We start from the raw sequence: 20,245 nt of genomic DNA on the forward strand, positions 1-20,245 counted from the left end.
TGAACCGCCACGAACCCGTGGCGGCCAGGCCTTGTGACCGGCCGGACCCAGTGCCATATGGTGAGGGAACGCCGCGCACGCGGCCCCGTTGCCTGGAGATGCCTGTGACCCCCGCCAACCCCCTGCTCGATTTTTCCGGCCTGCCCCGTTTCGATGCGATCCAGCCCGCGCATGTCGGTCCGGCCATCGATACCCTGCTGGCCGAGGCGGAAGCGGCGGTGAAGGCGGCCGAGACCGTGCAGCCGGTGAGCTGGGCCACGTTCGTCGAACCGCTCGACGATGCCACCGAGCGCCTGTGGCGCGCATGGGGCCAGGTCGGCCACCTGCAGGCGGTGGTCAACACCCCGGAGCTGCGCGAGGCCTATAACAGCAACCTGCCCAAGGTGACCCGGTTCGGCAGTGCGCTGGGCCAGAACCTGGCGTTGTTCCAGCAGTACCGCGCGCTGGCGGCAAGCCCGGAAGCGGCGCAGTACGACCCGGCCCGGCGCAAGGTGCTGGACAACGCACTGCGCGATTTCCGCCTCGGCGGTGCCGAACTGGATGACGCCGGCAAGGCCCGCTACAGCGCGATCCGCGAAGAACTCTCGGCGCTGTCGGCGACGTTCTCGCAGAACGTGCTCGATGCCACCGACGCCTGGTCGCTGCACGTGGAAGACCGCAGCGAGCTGGCAGGCCTGCCCGAAGACGTGGTGGCCGCCGCCCGCGCCGCCGCCGAAAAGGCCGATCTGCCGGGCTGGAAGCTTACCCTGCAGATGCCGTGCTACCTGCCGGTACAGACCTACGCCGAACACCGCCCGCTGCGCGAGGCGCTGTACCGCGCCAACGCGCTGCGCGCCTCCGAATTGGGCGATGCGAAGCTGGACAACAGCGCGAACATCGACCGGATCCTGGGGCTGCGCGCCGAGCTGGCCGCGCTGCTGGGGTTTGCCAGCTATGCCGAATACTCCATCGCCACCAAGATGGCCGACGACGCGCCGCAGGTGCTCGGCTTCCTGCGCGACCTCGCCGCACGTGCCAAACCGTATGCCCGGCGCGACCGTGCCGAGCTGGAGGACTTCGCCCGCGACGCGCTTGGCCTGCCGGCGCTGGAAGCCTGGGACCTGTCCTTCGCCGCGGAAAAGCTGAAGCAGGCGCGCTACAGCTATTCCGAGCAGGAAGTGAAGCAGTATTTCACCGAGCCGAAGGTGCTCGCCGGCCTGTTCGATGTCATCCACAGCCTGTACGGCCTGCAGGTGCAGCCGGACCAGGCGCCGGTGTGGCACCCGGACGTGCGCTTCTTCCGCGTGGTCGACGCGCAGGGCGCGCTGGTCGGCCAGTTCTACCTGGACCTGTACGCGCGCGAAGGCAAGCGCGGCGGGGCGTGGATGGACGACTGCCGCAACCGTCGCGAGACCGCGCAGGGCGTGCAGACGCCGCTGGTGTACCTGGTGTGCAACTTCGGCAAGGGCGCCGAGGGCAGGGCATCGACCTTCAGTCACAACGAAGTGACCACGCTGTTCCATGAAATGGGGCATGGCCTGCACCAGCTGCTCACCCGTATCGGCGAGCTGGGCGTGGCCGGCATCAACGGGGTCGAATGGGACGCGGTGGAGCTGCCGAGCCAGTTCATGGAGAACTTCTGCTGGGAGTGGGACCGCGTGCAGCAGATGACCGCGCACGTGGAGAGTGGTGAACCGCTGCCGCGCGCGCTGTTCGACCGCATGCTGGCCGCACGTAATTTCCAGAGCGGCATGTTCACCGTGCGCCAGCTGGAATTCGCGCTGTTCGACATGCAGCTGCACAGCAGTTTCAACCCGACCCAGGACAGCGTGCTGCAGCTGCTGGAACGCGTGCGCGACGAGGTGGCGGTGAATCGCCCGCCGGAGTGGAATCGCTTCCCCCACCAGTTCAGCCACATTTTCGCGGGCGGGTACGCGGCGGGCTACTACAGCTACAAGTGGGCCGAGGTGCTCAGCGCCGATGCGTATGCGGCGTTCGAGGAAGCGCCGGAGCAGGTGGCCGAAACCGGCAGGCGCTTCCGCGATGAAGTGTTGTCACGGGGCGGAAGCCGCAGTGCAGCGGAGAACTTCGCCGCGTTCCGCGGGCGTGCGCCGAACGTGGACGCGTTGCTGCGCCACAACGGCATGGCCGGTTGATGCGAGGGGTACCGACCAACGGTCGGTACCTACCGGTGATTCGAGGCAGGTGCCGAGTGTGGGTGCGCACGTACCGGTGATTCGGGTACGTGCCGACCGTTGGTCGGCACGGCGGTGAATCACTCGGCGTAGATCATCGTGCGGCTCATGCCGCCGTCGACGATATGGTCCTGGCCTGTGATGAACCCGGCCAGGTCGGAGAGCAGGAACACGGCCAGGGCGCCGATGTCTTCCGGCTGGCCGACGCGTCCCACCGCATGCTGCGCATGGTCGCGGCGCGACAGCTTCGGCGTACGCCGGCGCGTGGGTGCCTGCCAGGCGTCGGTGGTGATCCAGCCAGGACTGATGCTGTTGACCCGTACCTGCGATCCGCTGCTGATCGCCAACGCATGGGTGAACGCCACCAGCCCGCCCTTCGCGGCCGCATACGCTTCGCTGTCCGCTTCGGACTGCCAGGCGCGGGTGGAGGCGATGTTGAGGATGACGCCGCCGGGTTTGTCCGCCGCCTGCTCGCGCAGTGCGGGCAGCGCGTGCTTGCTGCACAGAAAAGCGCCGTGCAGGCTGGACAGCCGTCGCTGCCATTCGGCCAGCGACATCTCCGCCAGCGGCGTGCCATGCGCGCTGGCGATGCCGGCGTTGTTGACCAGTCCATCGATGCGACCGAACCGTTTCAGCGTGGCCCTGACCAGCGCCTGCACGCTGCGCTCGCTGGCCACGTCCGCGCGCTGGAACGCGGTGCGCTCGGGCAGTGCCCATTCCTTCAGGCAGGCGCGGCCGGCGTCGGCGTCCAGGTCGGCGATCACCACGCTGCCACCTGCGCCCAGCACCGCCTGCGCGATGCCCCGGCCGACGCCCTGCGCGCCGCCGGTGACGATCACCACGCGGTCGCGCAGCGGCTGCGCCGGCCAGTCGCTGATCGACGGGGTCAGTGGCATCGCGGCGTGTCCTTGCGCCCGAGCAGGCGCGTCCAGCCTTCGATGCCCAGCTTGTCCAGGGTTTCGATGTTGCGCTGGACGATCACGTCCGGGTCCGGGAAGGCGGCGACGGCGCGCTCGACGCTGTCCTCGCGCAGCAAGTGCAGGGTCGGGTAGGGCGCGCGGTTGGTGTAATTGCTTACATCGTCCGGTGCCACCCCTTCGAACTGGTACTGCGGATGGAAGCTGGCCACCTGCAGGATGCCCTGCAGGTCCAGCGCCTCGATCGCCGCGTCGGCGTTGTCGAGGAAGTCGTTGTAGTCCAGGAAATCGGTGAGCACGTCCGGATGCACGATCAGCGTGGTATCGATCTGCTCGGCCGGGGTGTCGCGCAGCAGCACCAGTTCCTCGGCCAGTTCCTCCACCAATGCCTCGACCGTGGTGGCATCGCTGAGCACGAAGCGCACCTGGTCCTTCACGTATACCGCCTTGGCGAACGGGCACAGGTTCAGGCCGATCACGATCTGCTCGAGCCACATGCGGGTCTCGGCGATCGGGTCGGTGGCGTCGGTGCCATCGCTGGCGGGCAGGTCATCCATGGCGGTCAATCGCGGAAGTTGTCGTACTGCAGCGGAACCTCGAAGGTTTCCTTCTTCAGCAGGGCGATGGCGTCCTGCAGGTCGTCGCGCTTCTTGCCGGTCACGCGCAGCTTGTCGCCGTTGATCTGGGTGTCCACCTTGAGCTTGGCTTCCTTGATCTTCGCCGCGATCTTCTTGGCCACCTTCTGCTCGATGCCCTGCTTGACGGTGATCTTCTGGCGCGCACCCGCCAGGTTGGTTTCGATGTCGCCGAACTCCAGGCACGACGCGTCGATCTTCCGCGCGGTCAGGCGCTGGCGCAGGATGTCGGTCATCTGCTGCAGCTGGAATTCGCTCGGCGCGGACTGGTTGATCACGCCGTCCTCCAGCACGAACTTCGCGTCCACGCCCTTGAAGTCGAAGCGGGTGGACAGCTCGCGGTTGGCCTGGTCGACCGCGTTGGTCAGTTCATGGATGTCGACTTCGGAAACGACGTCAAACGAGGGCATGGGGATTCTCCTGCGGGTGAAGACCCCATTCTAACCAACCGCGCATGCACGCCCCGGCATGCGCGGCGATAATGGTGCATGGATACCCAACGCTCCCCCACCCGCGCCGTTGCCTGGATGCTGCTGGCGGTGGCCTGCTTCTCGCTGATGGACGCCGGCATGAAGCAGCTGTCGGCCAGCTACCCGACCCTGCAGGTCACCTTCCTGCGCGGGGCGGCGTCACTGCCGTTCGTGCTGGTCTGGGTGCTGGCCACGGCCGGGCCGCGCTCGCTCATCCCGGTGCGCTGGGGCCTGCACCTGCTGCGCGGGCTGCTGGGCATGGCCATGATCGGCTGCTTCGTGTTCGCTCTGCGCAGCCTGCCGCTGTCCACCGCCTACACCATCTATTTCGTGGCGCCGCTGCTGATCGCCGCGCTGTCGGTGCCATTGCTCGGTGAATACGTCGGGCCGCGCCGCTGGATCGCCATCGGCATCGGCCTGGTCGGGGTGCTGGTGGTGCTGCGCCCCGGGGTGGGCGGGTTCATCTCCATTCCCGGGCTGATGGTGCTGCTGGCGGCCGCCGCCTACGCGGTCGCGGCGATCACCGTGAGCATGCTGACCCGCACCGACACTCCGCAGTCGATGGTCGTGTGGTTCCTGGTGCTGCTGGCGCTGGGCGCCGGCCTGCTCGCGATCCCGGACTGGCAGCCGCTGCGGCTCGGCCACGCCGGCCTGATCGCCGGCATGGGCCTGGCCGGCGCCGGTGGGCAGGTGGCGCTGACCCGGGCCTTCCAGCTCGGCGAGGCTTCCATGATCGCCCCGCTGGAGTACACCGGGCTGGTCTGGGTGATCGGCTGGGACCTGCTGTTCTGGGGCGCGCTGCCCGACGGCTACACCTGGCTGGGGGCAGCGATCATCGTCGCCTCCGGGTTGTACCTGCTGCACCGCGAGCGGGTCCGCAAGGTCACCGCCCCGCAGCCGCTGGACCATCCCTGAGGCCCGCCGGGCGGGCAATGACATCGCGTTATAAGCAAACGGAATATGATTCGCTGCTGCCGCGCGGGCCAGGGCCGTCCCGCGCTGGTAGGCTGCACGCCCCCTCCCGTCGATGCCCCGGTTGACCGCGAAGTGATCGAGTTCCAGCGCCTGCACAAATCCTATGCCGTCGGCGGCCGCGCGATCGCCGCGCTGCAGCCGCTGGACCTGACCATCGAGGCCGGCGAAGTGTTCGGCATCATCGGCCATTCCGGCGCGGGCAAATCCACCCTGATCCGCCTGATCAACCGCCTGGAAGAGCCGAGCGGCGGGCGCCTGCTGATCAATGGCGAAGACGTCACCGCGCTGGACCGCGACGGCCTGCGCGCGCTGCGCCGGAAGATCGGCATGATCTTCCAGCACTTCAACCTGCTGTCCTCGCGCACGGTGGCGGCCAATGTCGCGTTCCCGCTGGAGCTGGCCGGCGCCCCACGCGCGGAGATCGATGCGCGGGTGGCCGAGCTGCTGCAGACGGTGGGCCTGGAAGCGCATGCCAACAAATACCCGGCGCAGCTGTCTGGTGGCCAGAAGCAGCGCGTCGGCATTGCCCGCGCGCTGGCCACGCGCCCGCAGATCCTGCTCTGCGATGAAGCGACCAGCGCGCTGGATCCGCAGACCACCGCGTCGGTGCTGAAGCTGCTGGGCCGGATCAACCGCGAGCTGGGCCTGACCATCGTGCTGATCACCCACGAAATGGATGTGATCCGTCGCGTCTGCGACCGCGTGGCCGTGCTCGATGCCGGCCACCTGGTGGAAACCGGCCCGGTCACCGACGTGTTCCTGCACCCGCAGCACCCGACCACCCGGCGTTTCGTCAACGAGTCCGAACAGGTCGACGAGGGCGAGCTGCACAAGGACTTCGATGCCGTGGCCGGCCGCATCGTGCGCCTGACCTTCCTCGGTAGCGACACCTACGAACCGGTGCTGGGGCGCATCGCCCGTGAAACCGGCGTGGACTACAACATCCTGTCCGGACGCATCGACCGCATCAAGGACACCCCGTATGGCCAGCTGACCGTGTCGCTGGTGGGCGGCGACGTGCAGGCCGCGCAGGCCGGCTTCGTTGCCGCCGGCGTCCACCTGGAGGAACTGCGCCGATGAACCTGGCTACCGCAGGCGGTTTCTTCCGCCACCTGGACGCGGGCAAGTGGGCCGACATCGGCCAGGCCACCGTCGACACCCTGTTGATGCTGGCCGGTTCGCTGCCGCTGACCCTCGCCATCGGCCTGCCGCTGGGCGTGCTGCTGTTCCTGACCGGCTCGCCGCAGCTGCACCGCAAGCCGGTGCTGTATGGCGGGCTGGCGCTGCTGGTCAACCTGCTGCGCTCGGTGCCCTTCATCATCCTGATGATCGTGCTGATTCCGATCACGTTGTGGATGATGGGCACCTCGCTCGGCGTGCGCGGGGCGATCGTGCCGCTGGTGATCGGCGCCGCACCGTTCTACGCGCGCCTGGTGGAAACCGCGCTGCGCGAGGTGGACCGGGGCGTGATCGAGGCCAGCCAGGCGATGGGCGCCACCACCTGGCAGCTGGTCAGCCGCGTCCTGCTGCCCGAAGCACGGCCCGGCCTGATCGCCGGCGCCACGGTGACCGTGATCGCGCTGATCGGCTTTACCGCGATGGGCGGTGCCATCGGTTCCGGCGGCCTGGGCGACCTGGCCTTCCGCGACGGCTACCAGCGCTCGCACACCGACGTGGCACTGGTCACCGTGGTGCTGCTGCTGGTGCTGGTGCAGCTGCTGCAGATGCTGGGCGACTGGCTGGTGGCGCGCTACTCGCGGAAGTAACCCTGAAGCGCGGCTTCGGTCGGTCCAAACGCCGGTGCCGCGCTGCGCGCGGTGTCCGGCCAACGGCCGGGGCTACGAATTGTTACGTAACGTCCGCAGACCGGGATCAACCAACCGGAGGTCAATGGCCGTTATCGGTCATTGCGCCCGGCATCAATCAACCCGGTAGCGCCGGCCGTGGGCCGGCCTGATCACCTTACGTTCGGAACCTCGTACCCCAGCCGGTCCACCTGCTCGCGGTGCTGCGGCACGCGCTTGAGCTTGTCGGTGTTGACCCCGTAATCGTCGCGCAGGCGCGTCGCCAGTTCCTTGTAGAGCTCCTTGTCCATGTCCGGGGTGCGCGCGAAGATCCAGGCCATTTCGCGGCCCGGGTAGCCCAGCATCGCCCAGGAATAGTCCGGCGCCACTTCCAGCACGCGGGTATGGGTCGGCACTACCTTGTAGAACCAGGTCCGCCAGTTGTGGTTGCCGCTCTTCTCGTCCACCGACGCACGCACGGTGATCTGCTGCAGCGGCTCGGAGAAGCCGTCGCGGAAGGAATAGGTGATCGACACCTTCTGGTCGCCGCGCAGGCTGTACCGGTTCACGCTGGCCACGTGGCCGCGTTCGACCGGGTTCGGCACGCGGCCGATCACGTACCAGGTACCCATGAACCGCTGCAGGTCGATCGGGGCGCTGGCCGGGGCGCTGACCGTCGGCGCAGGCGTTGGCTTGCTGTCGCCAAACGCACAGGCGGACAGCAGCGACAGCGTCGACAGCAGCAGGACAACGCGAAGCGGGCGGTTCGAAGACATGCGGCGAAAAGCTCCAGTGATGGTACCGGCCGTGGCTCGGTGAACGTGGCTGCAGGCATGGTGGGTGGGACGGAAGAGAACGTCAATGGCGGGAATGCGAAGGTCGCAGCCTGTGAGATGACAGCACGGCAAGGTGACGCATCACTTTCGCATGGAGCCCTGTCATGACCCTGTCGTCTTCGCGCCGTTCGCGCACCCCGCAGGCCCCCGATCCCCGCGTCCTGCGCGGCATCCGCCAGGTGGCCCTGGCCGGTCTGGCCCTGGTGCTGGTCTGGCCGGCCGCACGTGGCAGCAGTGAATGGCTGGGCTGGCTGCCGATGTGGCTGGTGGGCATGCCGTGCCTGGCCTGGTGGAGCCTGCATCGTTTCCGTCTGCCGGCGTCCTGGATGGCCTCATACCGGCAGCGCCGGCGGGGGCCGCAGGCCCGGCGCCGCGCCCCTGTAAGGCCGCGGCGGGCGCGCCCTGACCTTCGACAGGGGGGAGCCGGGCAGGCCGTGTGATAGCGTCGGAGGGATATGACCGCCTGGAGCCATGATGTCCCGACTCGCTTCCGCCTGCCTGATGGCAGGCCTGTTCTCCGCTGGATTGGCCGGAACCGCCATGGCCGCTGAGACCTCCGCCGATCCCTACGCCTGGCTGGAAGATGTCAGCGGCGACAAGGCGCTGGACTGGGTGAAGCAGCAGAACGCCGCGTCCGAAGGGCGCCTGGCCCAGACCCCGGCCTTCAAGCAGATGGAAGCCAGCATCCGCGAGGTACTCGACTCGGACGCGAAGATCCCGGGCGTGCAGAAGATCGGCGATTACTACTACAACTTCTGGAAGGACAAGCAGCACGAGCGCGGCGTGTGGCGTCGCACCACCCTGGACGAGTACCGCAAGCCCGCGCCGGCGTGGGAAACCGTGCTCGACCTGGACGCGTTGAACAAGGCGGAAGGTGAAAACTGGGTGTGGCATGGCGCCGAGTGCCTGCGCCCCGATTACAGCCGCTGCCTGATCGCGCTGTCGCGCGGCGGCGCGGACGCCGACGTCACCCGTGAATTCGACCTGGCCAACAAGACCTGGATCAAGGACGGCTTCTTCCGCCCCGAATCCAAGGGCGGGCTGGGCTGGATCGATCGCGACACCGTGTTCGTCTATACCGATTTCGGCAAGGACAGCATGACCACCTCGGGCTACCCGCGCGTGGCCAAGCTGTGGAAGCGCGGCACTCCGATGTCCGCCGCCAGCGTGGTCTACGAGGGCAAGCCCGATGACATGTACATCGCGGCCCTGCATGACGATACCCCCGGCTTCGAGCGCAACCTGGTCAGCCGGACCCTGGCCTTCTACAACAACGAGCTGTACCTGCGCGCCGACGATGGCACGCTGACCAGGATCGATGCACCGAACTCAGCGGAGAAGGGCCTGCGCCGGGAGTGGCTGACACTGGAACTGCGCGAACCCTGGACCGTGGGTGGCAAGACCTACACCGCCGGTTCGCTGCTGGTGACCCGACTGGATGACTTCATCGCCGGCAAGCGCGACTTCGAGGTGCTGTTCGCCCCCACCGAAACCACGTCGCTGGCGGGCTCGAGCTGGACGAAGAACCACCTGGTGCTGAACGTGCTGGACGACGTGAAGAGCCGCCTGCAGGTGCTCACCCCCACGGCGAAGGGCTGGAAAAAGAGCGATTTCACCGGCGCGCCGTCGTTCGGCACCGTGGCCGTGGGCGCGGTGGATGCCGATGAAAGCGACGCGGTGTGGATGACCGTCACCGACTACCTGACCCCGACCACGCTGGCCCTGGCCGAGATCGGCAAACAGCCGGAAGTGCTCAAGACCATGCCGGCGTTCTTCGATGCCGAAGGCAAGGTGATCGAGCAGCATTTCGCCACCAGCAAGGACGGCACCCGCGTGCCGTATTTTGTGGTGCACGCCAAGGACATGAAGCTGGACGGGTCCAACCCGACCCTGCTGTACGGTTACGGCGGCTTCGAGATCTCGCTGACCCCGTCGTACTCCGGTGGCATGGGCCGCGCGTGGCTGGAAAAGGGCGGCGTCTACGTGGTGGCCAACATCCGCGGCGGTGGCGAGTACGGCCCGCGCTGGCACCAGGCGGCGCTGAAGCAGAACCGGCACAAGGCGTATGAAGACATGGCCGCGGTCGCACGCGACCTGGTCAGCCGCAAGATCACCTCGCCGAAGCATCTGGGCGTGCAGGGCGGCAGCAACGGCGGCCTGCTCACCGGCAACATGCTCACCCAGTACCCGGAGCTGTTCGGTGCGGTGGTGGTGCAGGTGCCGCTGCTGGACATGAAGCGCTACAGCCACCTGCTGGCCGGTGCATCCTGGATGGCCGAATACGGCAACCCGGACACCGCCGACTGGTCGTACATCCAGACCTTCTCGCCCTACCATCTGTTCGACCCGGCCAGGACCTATCCGCCGGTACTGTTCACCACCTCGACCCGCGATGACCGCGTCCACCCGGGCCATGCGCGCAAGATGGCGGCGAAGATGATCGCCGCCGGCAAGGACGTGACGTACTACGAGAACATCGAAGGTGGCCACGGCGGCGCGGCGAACAATGCGCAGGCCGCGCACATGTCGGCGCTGGCGTACGCGTTCCTCTGGGAACGCCTGAAATAAGCAGTGTGCCGACCAACGGTCGGCACCTACCGACGGCAGCCGCCGACCGTTGGTAGCCACCGACCGTTGGTCGGTGGACGTCTCCGGGTGGTGGGGCGTCTGGTTGGCTCCACCCCTTTTGAACGCCGCGCGTGATGCGCGGCGTTTTTTTGTACCTACCGGGCGGTAGGCGCCGAAGAGAACGGCATGGAGCCGTTCTCAACGTCGCGAAGCGACGACCCAGCGGGTGCACGCCAAGGATGGCGGGCATACCGTTGGTCGGTGCGTTTCCAGCTTTCCAGGCCGCGTGCGATCCGTGCCACCGCCTCTTCCAGCCGTGGAATTTCCTGCGTGTACGCCAGGCGCACATGCTGGTTCGCGCGGTAGTGGCCGAAGTCCAGGCCCGGAGTGAACGCGACGTGCTCCGTTTCCAGGAAGTGCGCGCAGAACGCCTGCGCGTCATCGGTGAACGCGCTGACGTCGCAGTAGAGATAGAACGCGCCTTCCGGTTCGACCTCGATGCGGAAGCCGAGGGCGCGCAGCGCCGGCAGAAGATAGTCGCGACGGGCCTGGAACGCATGGCGACGCTGTTCGAAGATCGCGATCGTCTCGTCCTCGAAGCAGGCCAGCGCGGCATGCTGGGCGATGCTGGAAGCACTGATGTACAGGTTCTGCGCCAGCTTCTCCAGCTCCGGTACGGCCTGCGGCGGTGCCACCAGCCAGCCGAGGCGCCAGCCGGTCATGCCGAAGTACTTCGAGAAGCTGTTCAGCACGAAGGCGTCGTCATCCACCTCCAGCACGCTGGCCGCATCCATGCCGTAAGTCAGGCCGTGGTAGATCTCGTCCACCACCAGGTGTCCGCCGCGGTCCTTCAGCGACTGCGACAGTGCCGCCAGCTGCGCCGCGGGCAGCACCGTTCCGGTCGGGTTGGCCGGCGAGGCCACCAGCGCGCCGACGCTGGCCGCGTTCCAGTGGGTTTCCACCAATCCCGGGGTCAGCTGGTATGCGGTCTGCGGGCCCACCGGCACCAGCTGCGCGGCACCTTCGACCAGGCGCAGGAAGTGGCGGTTGCATGGATAGCCGGGGTCGGCCAGCAACCAGTGCCGGTCCGGGTCGACGAGCAGGCTGCTGGCCAGCAGCAGCGCGCCCGAGCCACCCGGCGTGACCAGGATCCGCTCCGGGTCCAGGTCAAGGTCGTAACGGGTGCCGTAGAACGCGGCGATGGCGGCGCGCAGTGCCGGCAACCCGCGCGCAGCGGTGTAGCGGGTATGCCCGGCGGCCAGCGCGGCCTGACCGGCGCGCACGATCGGTTCGGCGGTGGTGAAATCGGGCTCGCCGATCTCCAGGTGGATGACGTCGTGCCCCTGCTGCTCCAGCGCCTGGGCGCGGGCGAGCAGGGACATGACGTGGAAGGGAGCGATGTCCTGGCTGCGGCGGCTGTAGTTCATGCGGCCCATCATAGGCGAGCGCCCGCGGGCTAGACTGCATCTCCACCATTGCATTCGCGGGCAAGGAGCCTTATTTCGTGAATCCCACCGTCTCTTTCCTGGTTGCCAGCCTGATGACCGCTTCCGTGCATGCCGCCCCCGCGCTGACCCCACCCGACGCCGAGAAGCATCCGCATGTGGTGACGGCCCCGTTCGGTGCCACCCGCACCGATGAGTACTACTGGCTGCGCGACGACAAGCGTGAAGCGCCGGCCATGCTGGCCTACCTGAATGCGGAAAATGCGTACACCGACCAGGTGATGGCGCCGCTCAAGCCGGTGCAGGAGACGCTGTACAACGAGATCGTGGGCCGGATCAAACAGGACGATGCCAGCGTGCCGGCGCGCGAGCGCGGCTACTGGTACTACTCCCGCTTCGAGACCGGCAAGGACTACCCGATCCAGGCACGCCGCAAGGGCAGCATGGACGCGCCGGAGGAGATCCTGCTCGACATCAACCAGATGGCCGCCGGCAAGGGCTACTTCAGTGTCGACGACGCCGAGGTCAGCCAGGACAACCAGCTGCTGGCGTGGGCCGAAGATGACGTGGGCCGCCGCCAGTACGTGATCCGTTTCAAGGACCTGCGTACCGGCGAAGTGCTGCCCGACCGCATCGAGAATGTTTCCGCGAACGTGGTCTGGGCCGATGACAACCGCACCCTGTTCTACGTGGAGAACGATCCGGAGACACTGCTCACGGTGCGGGTGAAGAAGCACGTGCTGGGCACCCCGGTCAGCAGCGACGTGCTGGTCTACGAAGAGGAAGACGACAGCTTCTACATGGGCGTGGGCCGCACCCGTGACGACCGCTACCTCACCATCGAACTGCACAGCACGGTCAGCTCCGAGGCGCGCTGCGCGCCGGCTGCCGACCCCCGTGAGTTCACCGTGCTGGCGCCGCGCGCACGCGATGTGGAGTACGACGCCGACCACTTCGACGGGCGCTGGGTGATCCGCACCAACGACGCAGGCGCGAAGAACTTCAAGATCGTGACCGCACCGAGCGACGCCACCACGCGCAGCCAGTGGACCGACTGGGTGGCGCACGACGACAACGTGCTGGTGGAAGGTTTCGAGCTGTTCGACGGCTTTACCGCCATCGCCGAGCGTTCCAACGCGCTGGAACGGGTGCGCCTGCTGTTTGCGGACGGCCGCCAGGACTACGTCAAGGCCGACGAACCGGCGTACTCGATGGGCCTGGCCGCCAACCCCGAGCCGGACACGCCGTGGCTGCGCTATGCCTATACCTCGCTGACCACCCCGACCACCACCTATGAGCTCAACACCCTCACCGGCGAGCGCCGCCAGCTCAAGCAGCAGCCGGTCATCGGTTACGACCCGACGCAGTACACCACCGAGCGGGTCTGGGTGACCGCGCGCGACGGGGTCAAGGTGCCGGTGTCGCTGGTATACCGCAACGGGTTCCGGAAGGACGGCAGCGCCGCGCTGTACCAGTACGCCTACGGCAGCTACGGCATGTCGATGGATCCGGGGTTCAACCAGACCGTGGTCAGCCTGCTCGACCGTGGCGTGGTGTATGCGATCGCGCACATCCGCGGCGGCGAGGAGATGGGCCGCGCCTGGTACGAAGACGGCAAGCTGCTGAAGAAGCAGAACACCTTCAACGACTTCGTCGATGTCACCCGCGAACTGGTCCGCCAGGGCTACGCGGCCAAGGACCGCGTGGCCGCCTCCGGTGGCAGTGCCGGCGGCCTGCTGATGGGCGCGGTGGCCAACCAGGCACCGCAGGACTATCGGGTGATGGTGGCGCAGGTACCGTTCGTGGACGTGGTCACCACCATGCTCGACCCGACCATTCCGCTCACCACCAACGAATACGACGAGTGGGGCAACCCCGAACAGCGCGAGTACTACGACTACATGCTCACGTACTCGCCCTACGACAACGTCACGCGCCAGGCCTACCCGTCGCTGTTCGTCGGTACCGGGTTGTGGGATTCGCAGGTGCAGTACTGGGAACCGGCCAAGTGGGTGGCGCGCCTGCGCGACAACAATACCGGCCGCCTGCCGATCGTGTTCCGCACCAACATGGAAGCCGGGCACGGCGGCAAATCCGGCCGTTTCCAGCGTTACAGGGAGCTGGCCGAGTCGTATGCGTTCGTCCTCCAGCAACTGGGCGTCGACGCTGCGTCGAACTGACGCAGCAGTGTGCCGGGCGGGACCGTCGCGGTGGCCGTCCCGGCTGGGTATGCTGGGCGCATGACCGCGCACCCGCCCCCCGACGCTGCCGATGCCCCGCCTGCGCGCGTGCCGGAACCGGCGCGCCGCGTGCGCTTCCGCTGGGCCTGGTGGCTGCTGGCCTATGCCAGCCTGGGCACCGGCATCGTCGGCATCTTCGTGCCGGGGCTGCCCACCACGGTGTTCATCCTGATCGCGGCCTGGGCCGCTTCGCGTGGCTCTGAGCGGCTGCACAACCGGCTGCTGCAGGACCCCCGGTTCGGCCCGGCGATCCGCGACTGGCAGGCGCATGGCGCGGTCAGCCGCAAGGGCAAGTGGATGGCCACCCTGACCATGGCGGTCTGCGCCGGGATCATGCTGTGGTGCGTGCCGTTGGCCTGGGTGAAGTGGCTGTCGATCGGCTGCATGACCACCGTGGCGGCGTGGCTGTGGACCCGGCCGTTGCCGCCCTAGCACTGCCTGGGCCGGACAACGGCCGGCGCTACCCGCGGCGGCAGTCACCGGTCCGGGCGCACCGGTCCCATCTGGGCGTTCATTGAATCGGCACACCTGTCCTTTCGCTCGCCGCTATACTCGGGCCATGAGCATCCCCCATCGCAATCGCATCCTGATTCCGTTGGCAGCGCTGGCGCTGCTGTTCCTTTCGGCCTGCGGCAACAAGGGCCCGCTGGTGATGCCGCAGAAGCCGGTGCCGGTGGAAGAGCAGGCGGTCGAACCCGCCAGCGACGCCGACACCGTGCCGGAAGACACCAATGACACCGACGCCCCGCCGGTGGTGCCGGACCCGGTCGAACCGCAGCTCGACAACGCCAGCGACGACGACGGGAATGAGTAAGGCCGCGTCCGCCGCACTGCGCTTCAGCAAGATGCACGGTGCGGGCAACGACTTCGTCGTGCTGGACCTGCGCGATGGCACCCCCGCACCGATCCCGGCACTGGCCGCCCAGCTCGCCGACCGCCACACCGGCGTCGGCTGCGACCAGATCCTGACCATCGAACCGCCACGCGCGGAAGGCTCGGTAGCCGCGTACCGCATCTGGAATTCGGACGGTTCGCAGTCCGAACAGTGTGGCAACGGCGCGCGCTGCGTGGCCGCCTGGCTGGTGCGCGACGGTGCGGCGCAGGGCGACCGCTTCAACATCGACAGCCCGCTGGCCACCCACGCCATCGAACGCATCGGCAGCGACCACTACGCGGTGGCAATGGGCGTGCCGCGCTTCGAACCGGAGCAGGTGCCGCTGCTGGGCTTCGCCCGTGCCCGCGAGGAATACCTGCTGCCGTTGCAGGGCGACACCGTCCGCTTCGGCGCGGTGTCGATGGGCAACCCGCATGCGGTGATCGAAGTCGGCCTGGTCGATGCCGCACCGGTCGAGCGCCTCGGTCCGCTGCTGCAGCAGCACGCCACCTTCCCGCAGTCGGTGAATGTCGGGTTCGTGCAGGTGATCGACCCGCAGCACGCTCGGTTGCGCGTGTACGAACGCGGCGTGGGTGAAACCCTGGCCTGCGGCAGCGGCGCCTGCGCGGCCGCGGTGGTGATGATGCAACGGGGCCGCCTGCAGCGCGACGCCACGGTGTCGCTGCCGGGCGGCGAGCTGCGCCTGCGCTGGCCGGCCGACGACGCCGAGGTGGTGATGTCCGGTCCGGCGTCATTCGTCTTCGAAGGGGAGTGGAACGCATGAGCGACACCGTCGAGAAGATCGGGGCGCATGAAGTCGCCTCCTGGCTGCGCCGGCATCCGGCCTTCCTGAAGCAGTTTCCGGACCTGGCCCTTACCCTGGTGGTGCCGCGCGATGACGGCCCCACCGCGTCGCTGGCCAGCTACCAGCTGGAAGTGCTGCGCGACAAGAACCGCGAACTGTCGCGCCGGCTCGCTGACCTGGCCGCCAACGCACAGGTCAACGAACGTTTGGCCGTGCGCACCCACCAGCTGACCCTGGCGCTGATGAAGCAGGGCACCGCGGCGGACACGCTGCGCGCGATGGCCGCGTCGCTGGAAGAGGACTTTGCCGGCGACCTGGTCCGGCTGGTGGTACTGCAGCCGGTGCCGGGGCTGGAGCAGGCGCCGTGGCTGCAGGTGATCGAGGAAAGCAGCCCGCTGCTGGGCGCGTTCCGCGACTGCCTGAAGGATGGCGAGCCGATCTGTGGCCGCCTGCAGCCGGAAAAGAACGCCGTGCTGTACGGTGGTCGGGTCGACGAAGTGCAGTCCAGCGCGCTGTTGCCGCTGCCCGGCGTCGGCCTGATCGCAGTCGGCAGCCACGATGGCAACCGTTTCTATCCCGGGATGGGCACGCTGTTCCTGCGCATGATGGGCGAAGCGCTGGTCGTGGCGCTCAAGCGGTTCGATCCGGCCTGAGCCTGCCCGGGCGAGCGAGCACATGAACGCCGTCCAGGACTTCCTCGGCTACCTGCAGGTGGAGCGCCGCGCGTCGGCGCATACGCTGGACGCCTACCGGCGCGACCTGGACGCGCTCGGCGCGTGGGCCTCGGCGCACGACGCAGAGGCCGCCACCCTGGAGGGCGCCCAGCTGCGCCAGTTCATCGCCGACGAACACCGCCGCGGGCTGGCGCCGAAGTCGCTGCAACGGCGTCTGTCGGCGTGCCGCAGCTTCTATGCCTGGCTGCTGAAGCACCAGCGCATTGCGGCCAGCCCTGCCGCGGGCCTGAAAGCGCCGAAGGCGCCGCGCAAGCTGCCACAGGTGCTCGATGCCGATGAGGCGGTGCGCTTGGTCGAGCTGCCCACCGATGCGCCGTTGGGCCTGCGCGACCGCGCGCTGCTGGAGCTGTTCTATTCGTCGGGGCTGCGCCTGAGCGAGCTGTGCGCGCTGATATGGCGCGACCTGGATTTCGCCACCGGCCTGGTCAACGTGCTTGGCAAGGGCAACCGCCAGCGCCGCGTGCCGTTCGGTTCGCATGCCCGCGAGGCGTTGTCGGGCTGGCGAGCGGAAAGTGGCGGTGCCGACGGGCAGCCGGTGTTTCCCGGGCGCAGGGGCGGGCCGATCACCCAGCGCGCAGTGCAGATCCGCATCCGCCAGCTGGCCCAGCGCCAGGGCCTGTTCAAGCACGTGCACCCGCACATGCTGCGGCACAGCTTCGCCAGCCACATCCTGGAATCGTCGGGCGACCTGCGTGGTGTGCAGGAGCTGCTGGGCCATGCCGACATCGCTACCACGCAGATCTACACCCATCTGGATTTCCAGCACCTGGCCAAGGTGTACGACGCGGCGCACCCGCGCGCCAAGCGGCGCAAGGCGCCGGCAGCGGACACGCCAGCGGACGGCTGAATGCCCGCTGGCGCTGAACGGCAGCTTCACGTGCGGGGTTGATGGCGGCGACGGACGGCCCCATGTCCCTCGAACAGCAGCCCGGAGGAACCATGGATCCCAGTCAGAACCCCACCGTTTTTCATGCCACCACCATCGTCTGCGTTCGTCGCGGCGATCACGTGGCCATTGCCGGCGACGGCCAGGTCACGCTGGGCCACACGGTGATGAAGGGCAACGCCCGCAAGGTGCGCCGACTGGGCCGAGACGGCCAGGTGCTGGCCGGGTTCGCCGGTGCCGCTGCGGATGCGTTCACCCTGTTCGAACTGTTCGAAGCCAAGCTGGAGAAGCATGGCCAGCTGACCCGCGCCGCGGTGGAGCTGGCCAAGGATTGGCGCACCGAGCGTCGCCTGGGCAAGCTGGAAGCGCTGCTGGCAGTCGCCGACACCGAGACCTCGCTGATCATCAGCGGCACCGGTGACGTGATCGAGCCGGAAGACGGCATCATCGCGATCGGCTCCGGCGGCTCGTACGCCTTGTCGGCCGCACGCGCGCTGATGGCGCACACCGAACTGGACGCACGCACGATTGCCAGCGAGGCGATCAATATCGCCGGCGACATCTGCATCTACACCAACCGCAACGTCGTGGTGGAGGAGCTCTGACGCTTTGCGTCAGAGCTCGTAGAGCCACGCCCTGCGTGGCTGCGGTATCCGTCCAGCCACGCAGGGCGTGGCTCTACCGAACCGTTACGTGTTTGCCGTAGATGCGGACAGCCCCACCATTCTTCCCGGATTTATTTTGTGAGCACCCACCCCATGCCGCACAAGATCGAAGTTTCCTCCGCCACCATGACCCCGCGCGAGATCGTGCAGGAACTGGACCGGCACATCGTCGGCCAGCACGACGCCAAGCGCGCGGTTGCCATCGCGCTGCGCAACCGCTGGCGGCGCATGCAGCTGCCGGCCGAGCTGCGCGATGAAGTCATGCCCAAGAACATCCTGATGATCGGCCCGACCGGCGTCGGCAAGACCGAGATCGCACGGCGCCTGGCAACGCTGGCGAACGCACCGTTCGTGAAGGTGGAAGCCACCCGCTTCACCGAGGTCGGCTATGTCGGCAAGGACGTCGAGCAGATCATCCGCGATCTCGCCGATACCGCGGTCAAGCTGTACCGCGAGCAGGCCAAGGTCCGCGTGCGCAACCAGGCCGAAGAGCGGGCCGAGGACCGGATCCTGGACGCGCTGCTGCCACGCCGTGCCGGTGGTATCGGTTTCGATCCGGAGGCAGCACGCAACGAGCCGTCGGCGCAGGACAACGAAACCCGCATCAAGTTCCGCCGCATGCTGCGCAATGGCGAGCTGGACGATCGCGAGATCGAGCTGGAAGTCAGCGCCAACGTCGGGGTGGACATCATGACCCCGCCGGGCATGGAGGAGATGGGCCAGCAGCTGCGCCAGATGTTCTCCAGCCTCGGCGGCGGCAAGGCGCAGAAGCGCACGCTGAGCATCAAGGCGGCGCGCCCGCTGCTGGTCGAGGAAGAGGCCGGCAAGCTGGTCAACGAGGACGATATCCGCATCGCGGCGATCGAGGCGTGCGAACAGCATGGCATCGTGTTCATCGACGAGATCGACAAGGTCGCCAAGCGTGGCGACAACGTCGGTGGCGGCGATGTCTCCCGCGAAGGCGTGCAGCGCGACCTGCTGCCGCTGGTGGAAGGCTCCAATGTGTCGACCAAGTACGGCACGGTCAAGACCGACCACATCCTGTTCATTGCGTCCGGTGCGTTCCACCTGGCCAAGCCGAGCGACCTGATTCCGGAACTGCAGGGTCGTTTCCCGATCCGGGTGGAGCTGGGCGCGCTGAGCAAGGACGACTTCGTGCGCATCCTGACCGAACCGAAGGCGGCGCTGACCAAGCAGTACGAAGCGCTGCTGCAGACCGAAGGCGTCGCGGTGAACTTCACCACCGATGCGGTGGACCGCCTGGCCGAGATTGCCTTCCAGGTCAACGAACGCCAGGAAAACATCGGTGCCCGCCGCCTGCATACGGTACTGGAACGCCTGCTCGATTCGCTCAGCTACGAAGCCCCGGACCGCGACGGCGAAGCCATCGCCATCGACAAGGCGTACGTGGACAAGCACCTGGGCGAGCTGGTCAAGGACCCGGACCTGAGCCGTTACATCCTGTAACCGGTTCTGCGTATGAACCCATGAAAAGGCGGCACGTCGGTGCCGCCTTTTTTGTTGCGCAGCCACGCGTAGAGCCACGCCCTGCGTGGCTGCCTCGGATTGCATGCAATCCCGTAGAGCCGGGCTCTGCCCGGCTGCTTCGCGCATCTGGGCGAACAGCCGTGGTCTGCGCGCGCTCCTGGTCTGGGCCGACGGGGATGGGTTTGCGGGACACGCCGTAAATCCCCCTCCGGGGCCCGGCCCAGCCGCCAGCGGCTGGGCGTTCAGTCGCACGCGAGGCAGTGCCTCGCAAGCAGTGCGCCTTCACCCATGTAGGCTCGTGGAAAACATCCATGTTTTCTACGGTCCCGCAAACCCACCCCCGCCGACCCTCCGATAGTTGGCTGGTGGCCAAGGGAAACGCGGATGCCGACCGATGTCCGGCATCGCGCCGGTAGGGTTGGTTCCCAAACAACCGCCGTGAACCCATCCACGTCCGGTTACGCATGGACTTGATCGACATCGTCTGACGGCCGACGCCCGTCCCCGCGTTTCCCACGGCAACGACACACTGTCAAAAGGTGGGTCGGGGCGGGTTTGTGGGGGTGTGAGCGGCATGGATGCCGCGACCAAGCCCCCAGGGATGGGTTCACGGCGTCCCCCACAAACCCGCCCCGACCCGCCTTTTGACAGTGTGTCGTTGCATATGGGCTGTTCGCCAAAGTGCATGAAGCAGCCGGGCAGAGCCCGGCTCTACGGGATCGAATGCAATCCAACAGCAGCCACGCAGG

General features: G+C 67.6%; 19 protein-coding genes. 14 read left to right on the forward strand and 5 right to left on the reverse strand.

Annotated elements, in window-relative coordinates:
- The first annotated feature begins 98 nt into the window (after nucleotides 1-98).
- Nucleotides 99-2,135, forward strand: a complete 2,037-nt coding sequence (locus tag FSZ13_RS08665; protein WP_145479134.1) for a M3 family metallopeptidase — start codon at nucleotides 99-101, stop codon at nucleotides 2,133-2,135.
- Between the two features lie 119 nt (nucleotides 2,136-2,254).
- Here FSZ13_RS08665 and FSZ13_RS08670 read toward each other — a convergent pair whose 3' ends face one another.
- From FSZ13_RS08670 to FSZ13_RS08680, 3 genes are read right to left on the reverse strand one after another with little or no spacing between them, the layout of a single operon-like run.
- Nucleotides 2,255-3,070 (reverse strand): SDR family oxidoreductase, encoded by an 816-nt coding sequence (locus FSZ13_RS08670; RefSeq protein ID WP_145479135.1) that lies wholly within the window; start codon nucleotides 3,068-3,070, stop codon nucleotides 2,255-2,257.
- On the reverse strand, nucleotides 3,061-3,648 hold the full coding sequence (locus FSZ13_RS08675) for a DUF1415 domain-containing protein (RefSeq protein WP_145479136.1): 588 nt from the start codon (nucleotides 3,646-3,648) through the stop codon (nucleotides 3,061-3,063). The genes FSZ13_RS08670 and FSZ13_RS08675 overlap by 10 nt, the downstream gene beginning before the upstream one ends.
- 5 nt (nucleotides 3,649-3,653) lie before the next feature.
- On the reverse strand, nucleotides 3,654-4,136 hold the full coding sequence (locus tag FSZ13_RS08680) for a YajQ family cyclic di-GMP-binding protein (RefSeq protein ID WP_145479137.1): 483 nt from the start codon (nucleotides 4,134-4,136) through the stop codon (nucleotides 3,654-3,656).
- Between the two features lie 78 nt (nucleotides 4,137-4,214).
- Here FSZ13_RS08680 and FSZ13_RS08685 point away from each other — a divergent pair, with 78 nt between their 5' ends.
- From FSZ13_RS08685 to FSZ13_RS08695, 3 genes are all read left to right on the forward strand, one after another.
- Nucleotides 4,215-5,111: a DMT family transporter gene (locus tag FSZ13_RS08685; protein WP_145479138.1), complete on the forward strand. Its 897-nt coding sequence runs from the start codon at nucleotides 4,215-4,217 to the stop codon at nucleotides 5,109-5,111.
- 132 nt (nucleotides 5,112-5,243) lie between these two features.
- Entirely contained in the window at nucleotides 5,244-6,251 is a 1,008-nt protein-coding gene (locus tag FSZ13_RS08690) for a methionine ABC transporter ATP-binding protein (protein ID WP_145479505.1), read from the forward strand.
- A complete protein-coding gene (locus FSZ13_RS08695) occupies nucleotides 6,248-6,937 on the forward strand; it encodes a methionine ABC transporter permease (protein WP_145479139.1) in 690 nt (229 codons plus the stop codon). The genes FSZ13_RS08690 and FSZ13_RS08695 overlap by 4 nt, the downstream gene beginning before the upstream one ends.
- A 191-nt stretch (nucleotides 6,938-7,128) precedes the next feature.
- Here the strand turns inward: FSZ13_RS08695 and FSZ13_RS08700 are convergent, their stop codons facing one another.
- Nucleotides 7,129-7,731: a lipocalin family protein gene (locus tag FSZ13_RS08700; protein ID WP_145479140.1), complete on the reverse strand. Its 603-nt coding sequence runs from the start codon at nucleotides 7,729-7,731 to the stop codon at nucleotides 7,129-7,131.
- A 164-nt stretch (nucleotides 7,732-7,895) separates the two neighbouring features.
- On the opposite strand from FSZ13_RS08700, the gene FSZ13_RS08705 reads away from it, so the two are divergent.
- Nucleotides 7,896-8,231: a hypothetical protein gene (locus FSZ13_RS08705; RefSeq protein ID WP_145479141.1), complete on the forward strand. Its 336-nt coding sequence runs from the start codon at nucleotides 7,896-7,898 to the stop codon at nucleotides 8,229-8,231.
- Between the two features lie 34 nt (nucleotides 8,232-8,265).
- A complete protein-coding gene (locus FSZ13_RS08710) occupies nucleotides 8,266-10,359 on the forward strand; it encodes a prolyl oligopeptidase family serine peptidase (RefSeq protein ID WP_145479142.1) in 2,094 nt (697 codons plus the stop codon).
- Nucleotides 10,360-10,514: 155 nt separating this feature from the next.
- On the opposite strand, the gene FSZ13_RS08715 is transcribed toward FSZ13_RS08710, so the two are convergent.
- The gene (locus FSZ13_RS08715; RefSeq protein WP_428999983.1) at nucleotides 10,515-11,795 is read right to left on the reverse strand and encodes a pyridoxal phosphate-dependent aminotransferase; all 1,281 of its coding nucleotides are present in this window, start codon (nucleotides 11,793-11,795) and stop codon (nucleotides 10,515-10,517) included.
- A gap of 104 nt (nucleotides 11,796-11,899) precedes the next feature.
- On the opposite strand from FSZ13_RS08715, the gene FSZ13_RS08720 reads away from it, so the two are divergent.
- The 8 genes from FSZ13_RS08720 (at nucleotide 11,900) to hslU (ending at nucleotide 19,475) form a co-directional block, all read left to right on the forward strand.
- The gene (locus tag FSZ13_RS08720; protein ID WP_428999984.1) at nucleotides 11,900-13,984 is read left to right on the forward strand and encodes a S9 family peptidase; all 2,085 of its coding nucleotides are present in this window, start codon (nucleotides 11,900-11,902) and stop codon (nucleotides 13,982-13,984) included.
- A 60-nt stretch (nucleotides 13,985-14,044) separates the two neighbouring features.
- Nucleotides 14,045-14,476, forward strand: a complete 432-nt coding sequence (locus FSZ13_RS08725) for a YbaN family protein (protein ID WP_145479145.1) — start codon at nucleotides 14,045-14,047, stop codon at nucleotides 14,474-14,476.
- A gap of 127 nt (nucleotides 14,477-14,603) precedes the next feature.
- On the forward strand, nucleotides 14,604-14,858 hold the full coding sequence (lptM, locus tag FSZ13_RS08730; protein ID WP_145479146.1) for an LPS translocon maturation chaperone LptM: 255 nt from the start codon (nucleotides 14,604-14,606) through the stop codon (nucleotides 14,856-14,858).
- Complete coding sequence (dapF, locus tag FSZ13_RS08735) at nucleotides 14,851-15,702, forward strand: diaminopimelate epimerase (protein ID WP_145479147.1); 852 nt, start codon at nucleotides 14,851-14,853, stop codon at nucleotides 15,700-15,702. Before lptM ends, dapF begins: the two co-directional genes overlap by 8 nt.
- A complete protein-coding gene (locus tag FSZ13_RS08740; RefSeq protein WP_145479148.1) occupies nucleotides 15,699-16,376 on the forward strand; it encodes a DUF484 family protein in 678 nt (225 codons plus the stop codon). Before dapF ends, FSZ13_RS08740 begins: the two co-directional genes overlap by 4 nt.
- Before the next feature lie 22 nt (nucleotides 16,377-16,398).
- Nucleotides 16,399-17,304, forward strand: a complete 906-nt coding sequence (gene xerC / locus FSZ13_RS08745) for a tyrosine recombinase XerC (RefSeq protein WP_145479149.1) — start codon at nucleotides 16,399-16,401, stop codon at nucleotides 17,302-17,304.
- A gap of 92 nt (nucleotides 17,305-17,396) precedes the next feature.
- Nucleotides 17,397-17,948, forward strand: coding sequence for an ATP-dependent protease subunit HslV (gene hslV / locus FSZ13_RS08750; protein ID WP_145479150.1), 552 nt, complete (start codon nucleotides 17,397-17,399; stop codon nucleotides 17,946-17,948).
- 153 nt (nucleotides 17,949-18,101) lie between these two features.
- Nucleotides 18,102-19,475 (forward strand): ATP-dependent protease ATPase subunit HslU, encoded by a 1,374-nt coding sequence (gene hslU, locus FSZ13_RS08755; protein ID WP_145479506.1) that lies wholly within the window; start codon nucleotides 18,102-18,104, stop codon nucleotides 19,473-19,475.
- Nucleotides 19,476-20,245 lie beyond the last annotated feature (770 nt).

It is taken from the genome of Stenotrophomonas rhizophila (assembly GCF_007667275.1).
GTDB lineage: Bacteria > Pseudomonadota > Gammaproteobacteria > Xanthomonadales > Xanthomonadaceae > Stenotrophomonas > Stenotrophomonas maltophilia_AE.

Coding starts and splice junctions, on each gene's coding strand:
- dapF (WP_145479147.1), top strand. CDS start 14,851: ATGAGTAAGGCCGCGTCCGCCGCACTGCGCTTCAGCAAGATGCACGGT.
- lptM (WP_145479146.1), top strand. CDS start 14,604: ATGAGCATCCCCCATCGCAATCGCATCCTGATTCCGTTGGCAGCGCTG.
- FSZ13_RS08670 (WP_145479135.1), bottom strand. CDS start 3,070: ATGCCACTGACCCCGTCGATCAGCGACTGGCCGGCGCAGCCGCTGCGC.
- FSZ13_RS08700 (WP_145479140.1), bottom strand. CDS start 7,731: ATGTCTTCGAACCGCCCGCTTCGCGTTGTCCTGCTGCTGTCGACGCTG.
- FSZ13_RS08695 (WP_145479139.1), top strand. CDS start 6,248: ATGAACCTGGCTACCGCAGGCGGTTTCTTCCGCCACCTGGACGCGGGC.
- hslU (WP_145479506.1), top strand. CDS start 18,102: ATGCCGCACAAGATCGAAGTTTCCTCCGCCACCATGACCCCGCGCGAG.
- FSZ13_RS08675 (WP_145479136.1), bottom strand. CDS start 3,648: ATGGATGACCTGCCCGCCAGCGATGGCACCGACGCCACCGACCCGATC.
- FSZ13_RS08725 (WP_145479145.1), top strand. CDS start 14,045: ATGACCGCGCACCCGCCCCCCGACGCTGCCGATGCCCCGCCTGCGCGC.
- FSZ13_RS08715 (WP_428999983.1), bottom strand. CDS start 11,795: ATGGGCCGCATGAACTACAGCCGCCGCAGCCAGGACATCGCTCCCTTC.
- FSZ13_RS08740 (WP_145479148.1), top strand. CDS start 15,699: ATGAGCGACACCGTCGAGAAGATCGGGGCGCATGAAGTCGCCTCCTGG.
- xerC (WP_145479149.1), top strand. CDS start 16,399: ATGAACGCCGTCCAGGACTTCCTCGGCTACCTGCAGGTGGAGCGCCGC.
- FSZ13_RS08665 (WP_145479134.1), top strand. CDS start 99: ATGCCTGTGACCCCCGCCAACCCCCTGCTCGATTTTTCCGGCCTGCCC.
- FSZ13_RS08710 (WP_145479142.1), top strand. CDS start 8,266: ATGTCCCGACTCGCTTCCGCCTGCCTGATGGCAGGCCTGTTCTCCGCT.
- FSZ13_RS08720 (WP_428999984.1), top strand. CDS start 11,900: ATGACCGCTTCCGTGCATGCCGCCCCCGCGCTGACCCCACCCGACGCC.
- FSZ13_RS08705 (WP_145479141.1), top strand. CDS start 7,896: ATGACCCTGTCGTCTTCGCGCCGTTCGCGCACCCCGCAGGCCCCCGAT.
- hslV (WP_145479150.1), top strand. CDS start 17,397: ATGGATCCCAGTCAGAACCCCACCGTTTTTCATGCCACCACCATCGTC.
- FSZ13_RS08685 (WP_145479138.1), top strand. CDS start 4,215: ATGGATACCCAACGCTCCCCCACCCGCGCCGTTGCCTGGATGCTGCTG.
- FSZ13_RS08680 (WP_145479137.1), bottom strand. CDS start 4,136: ATGCCCTCGTTTGACGTCGTTTCCGAAGTCGACATCCATGAACTGACC.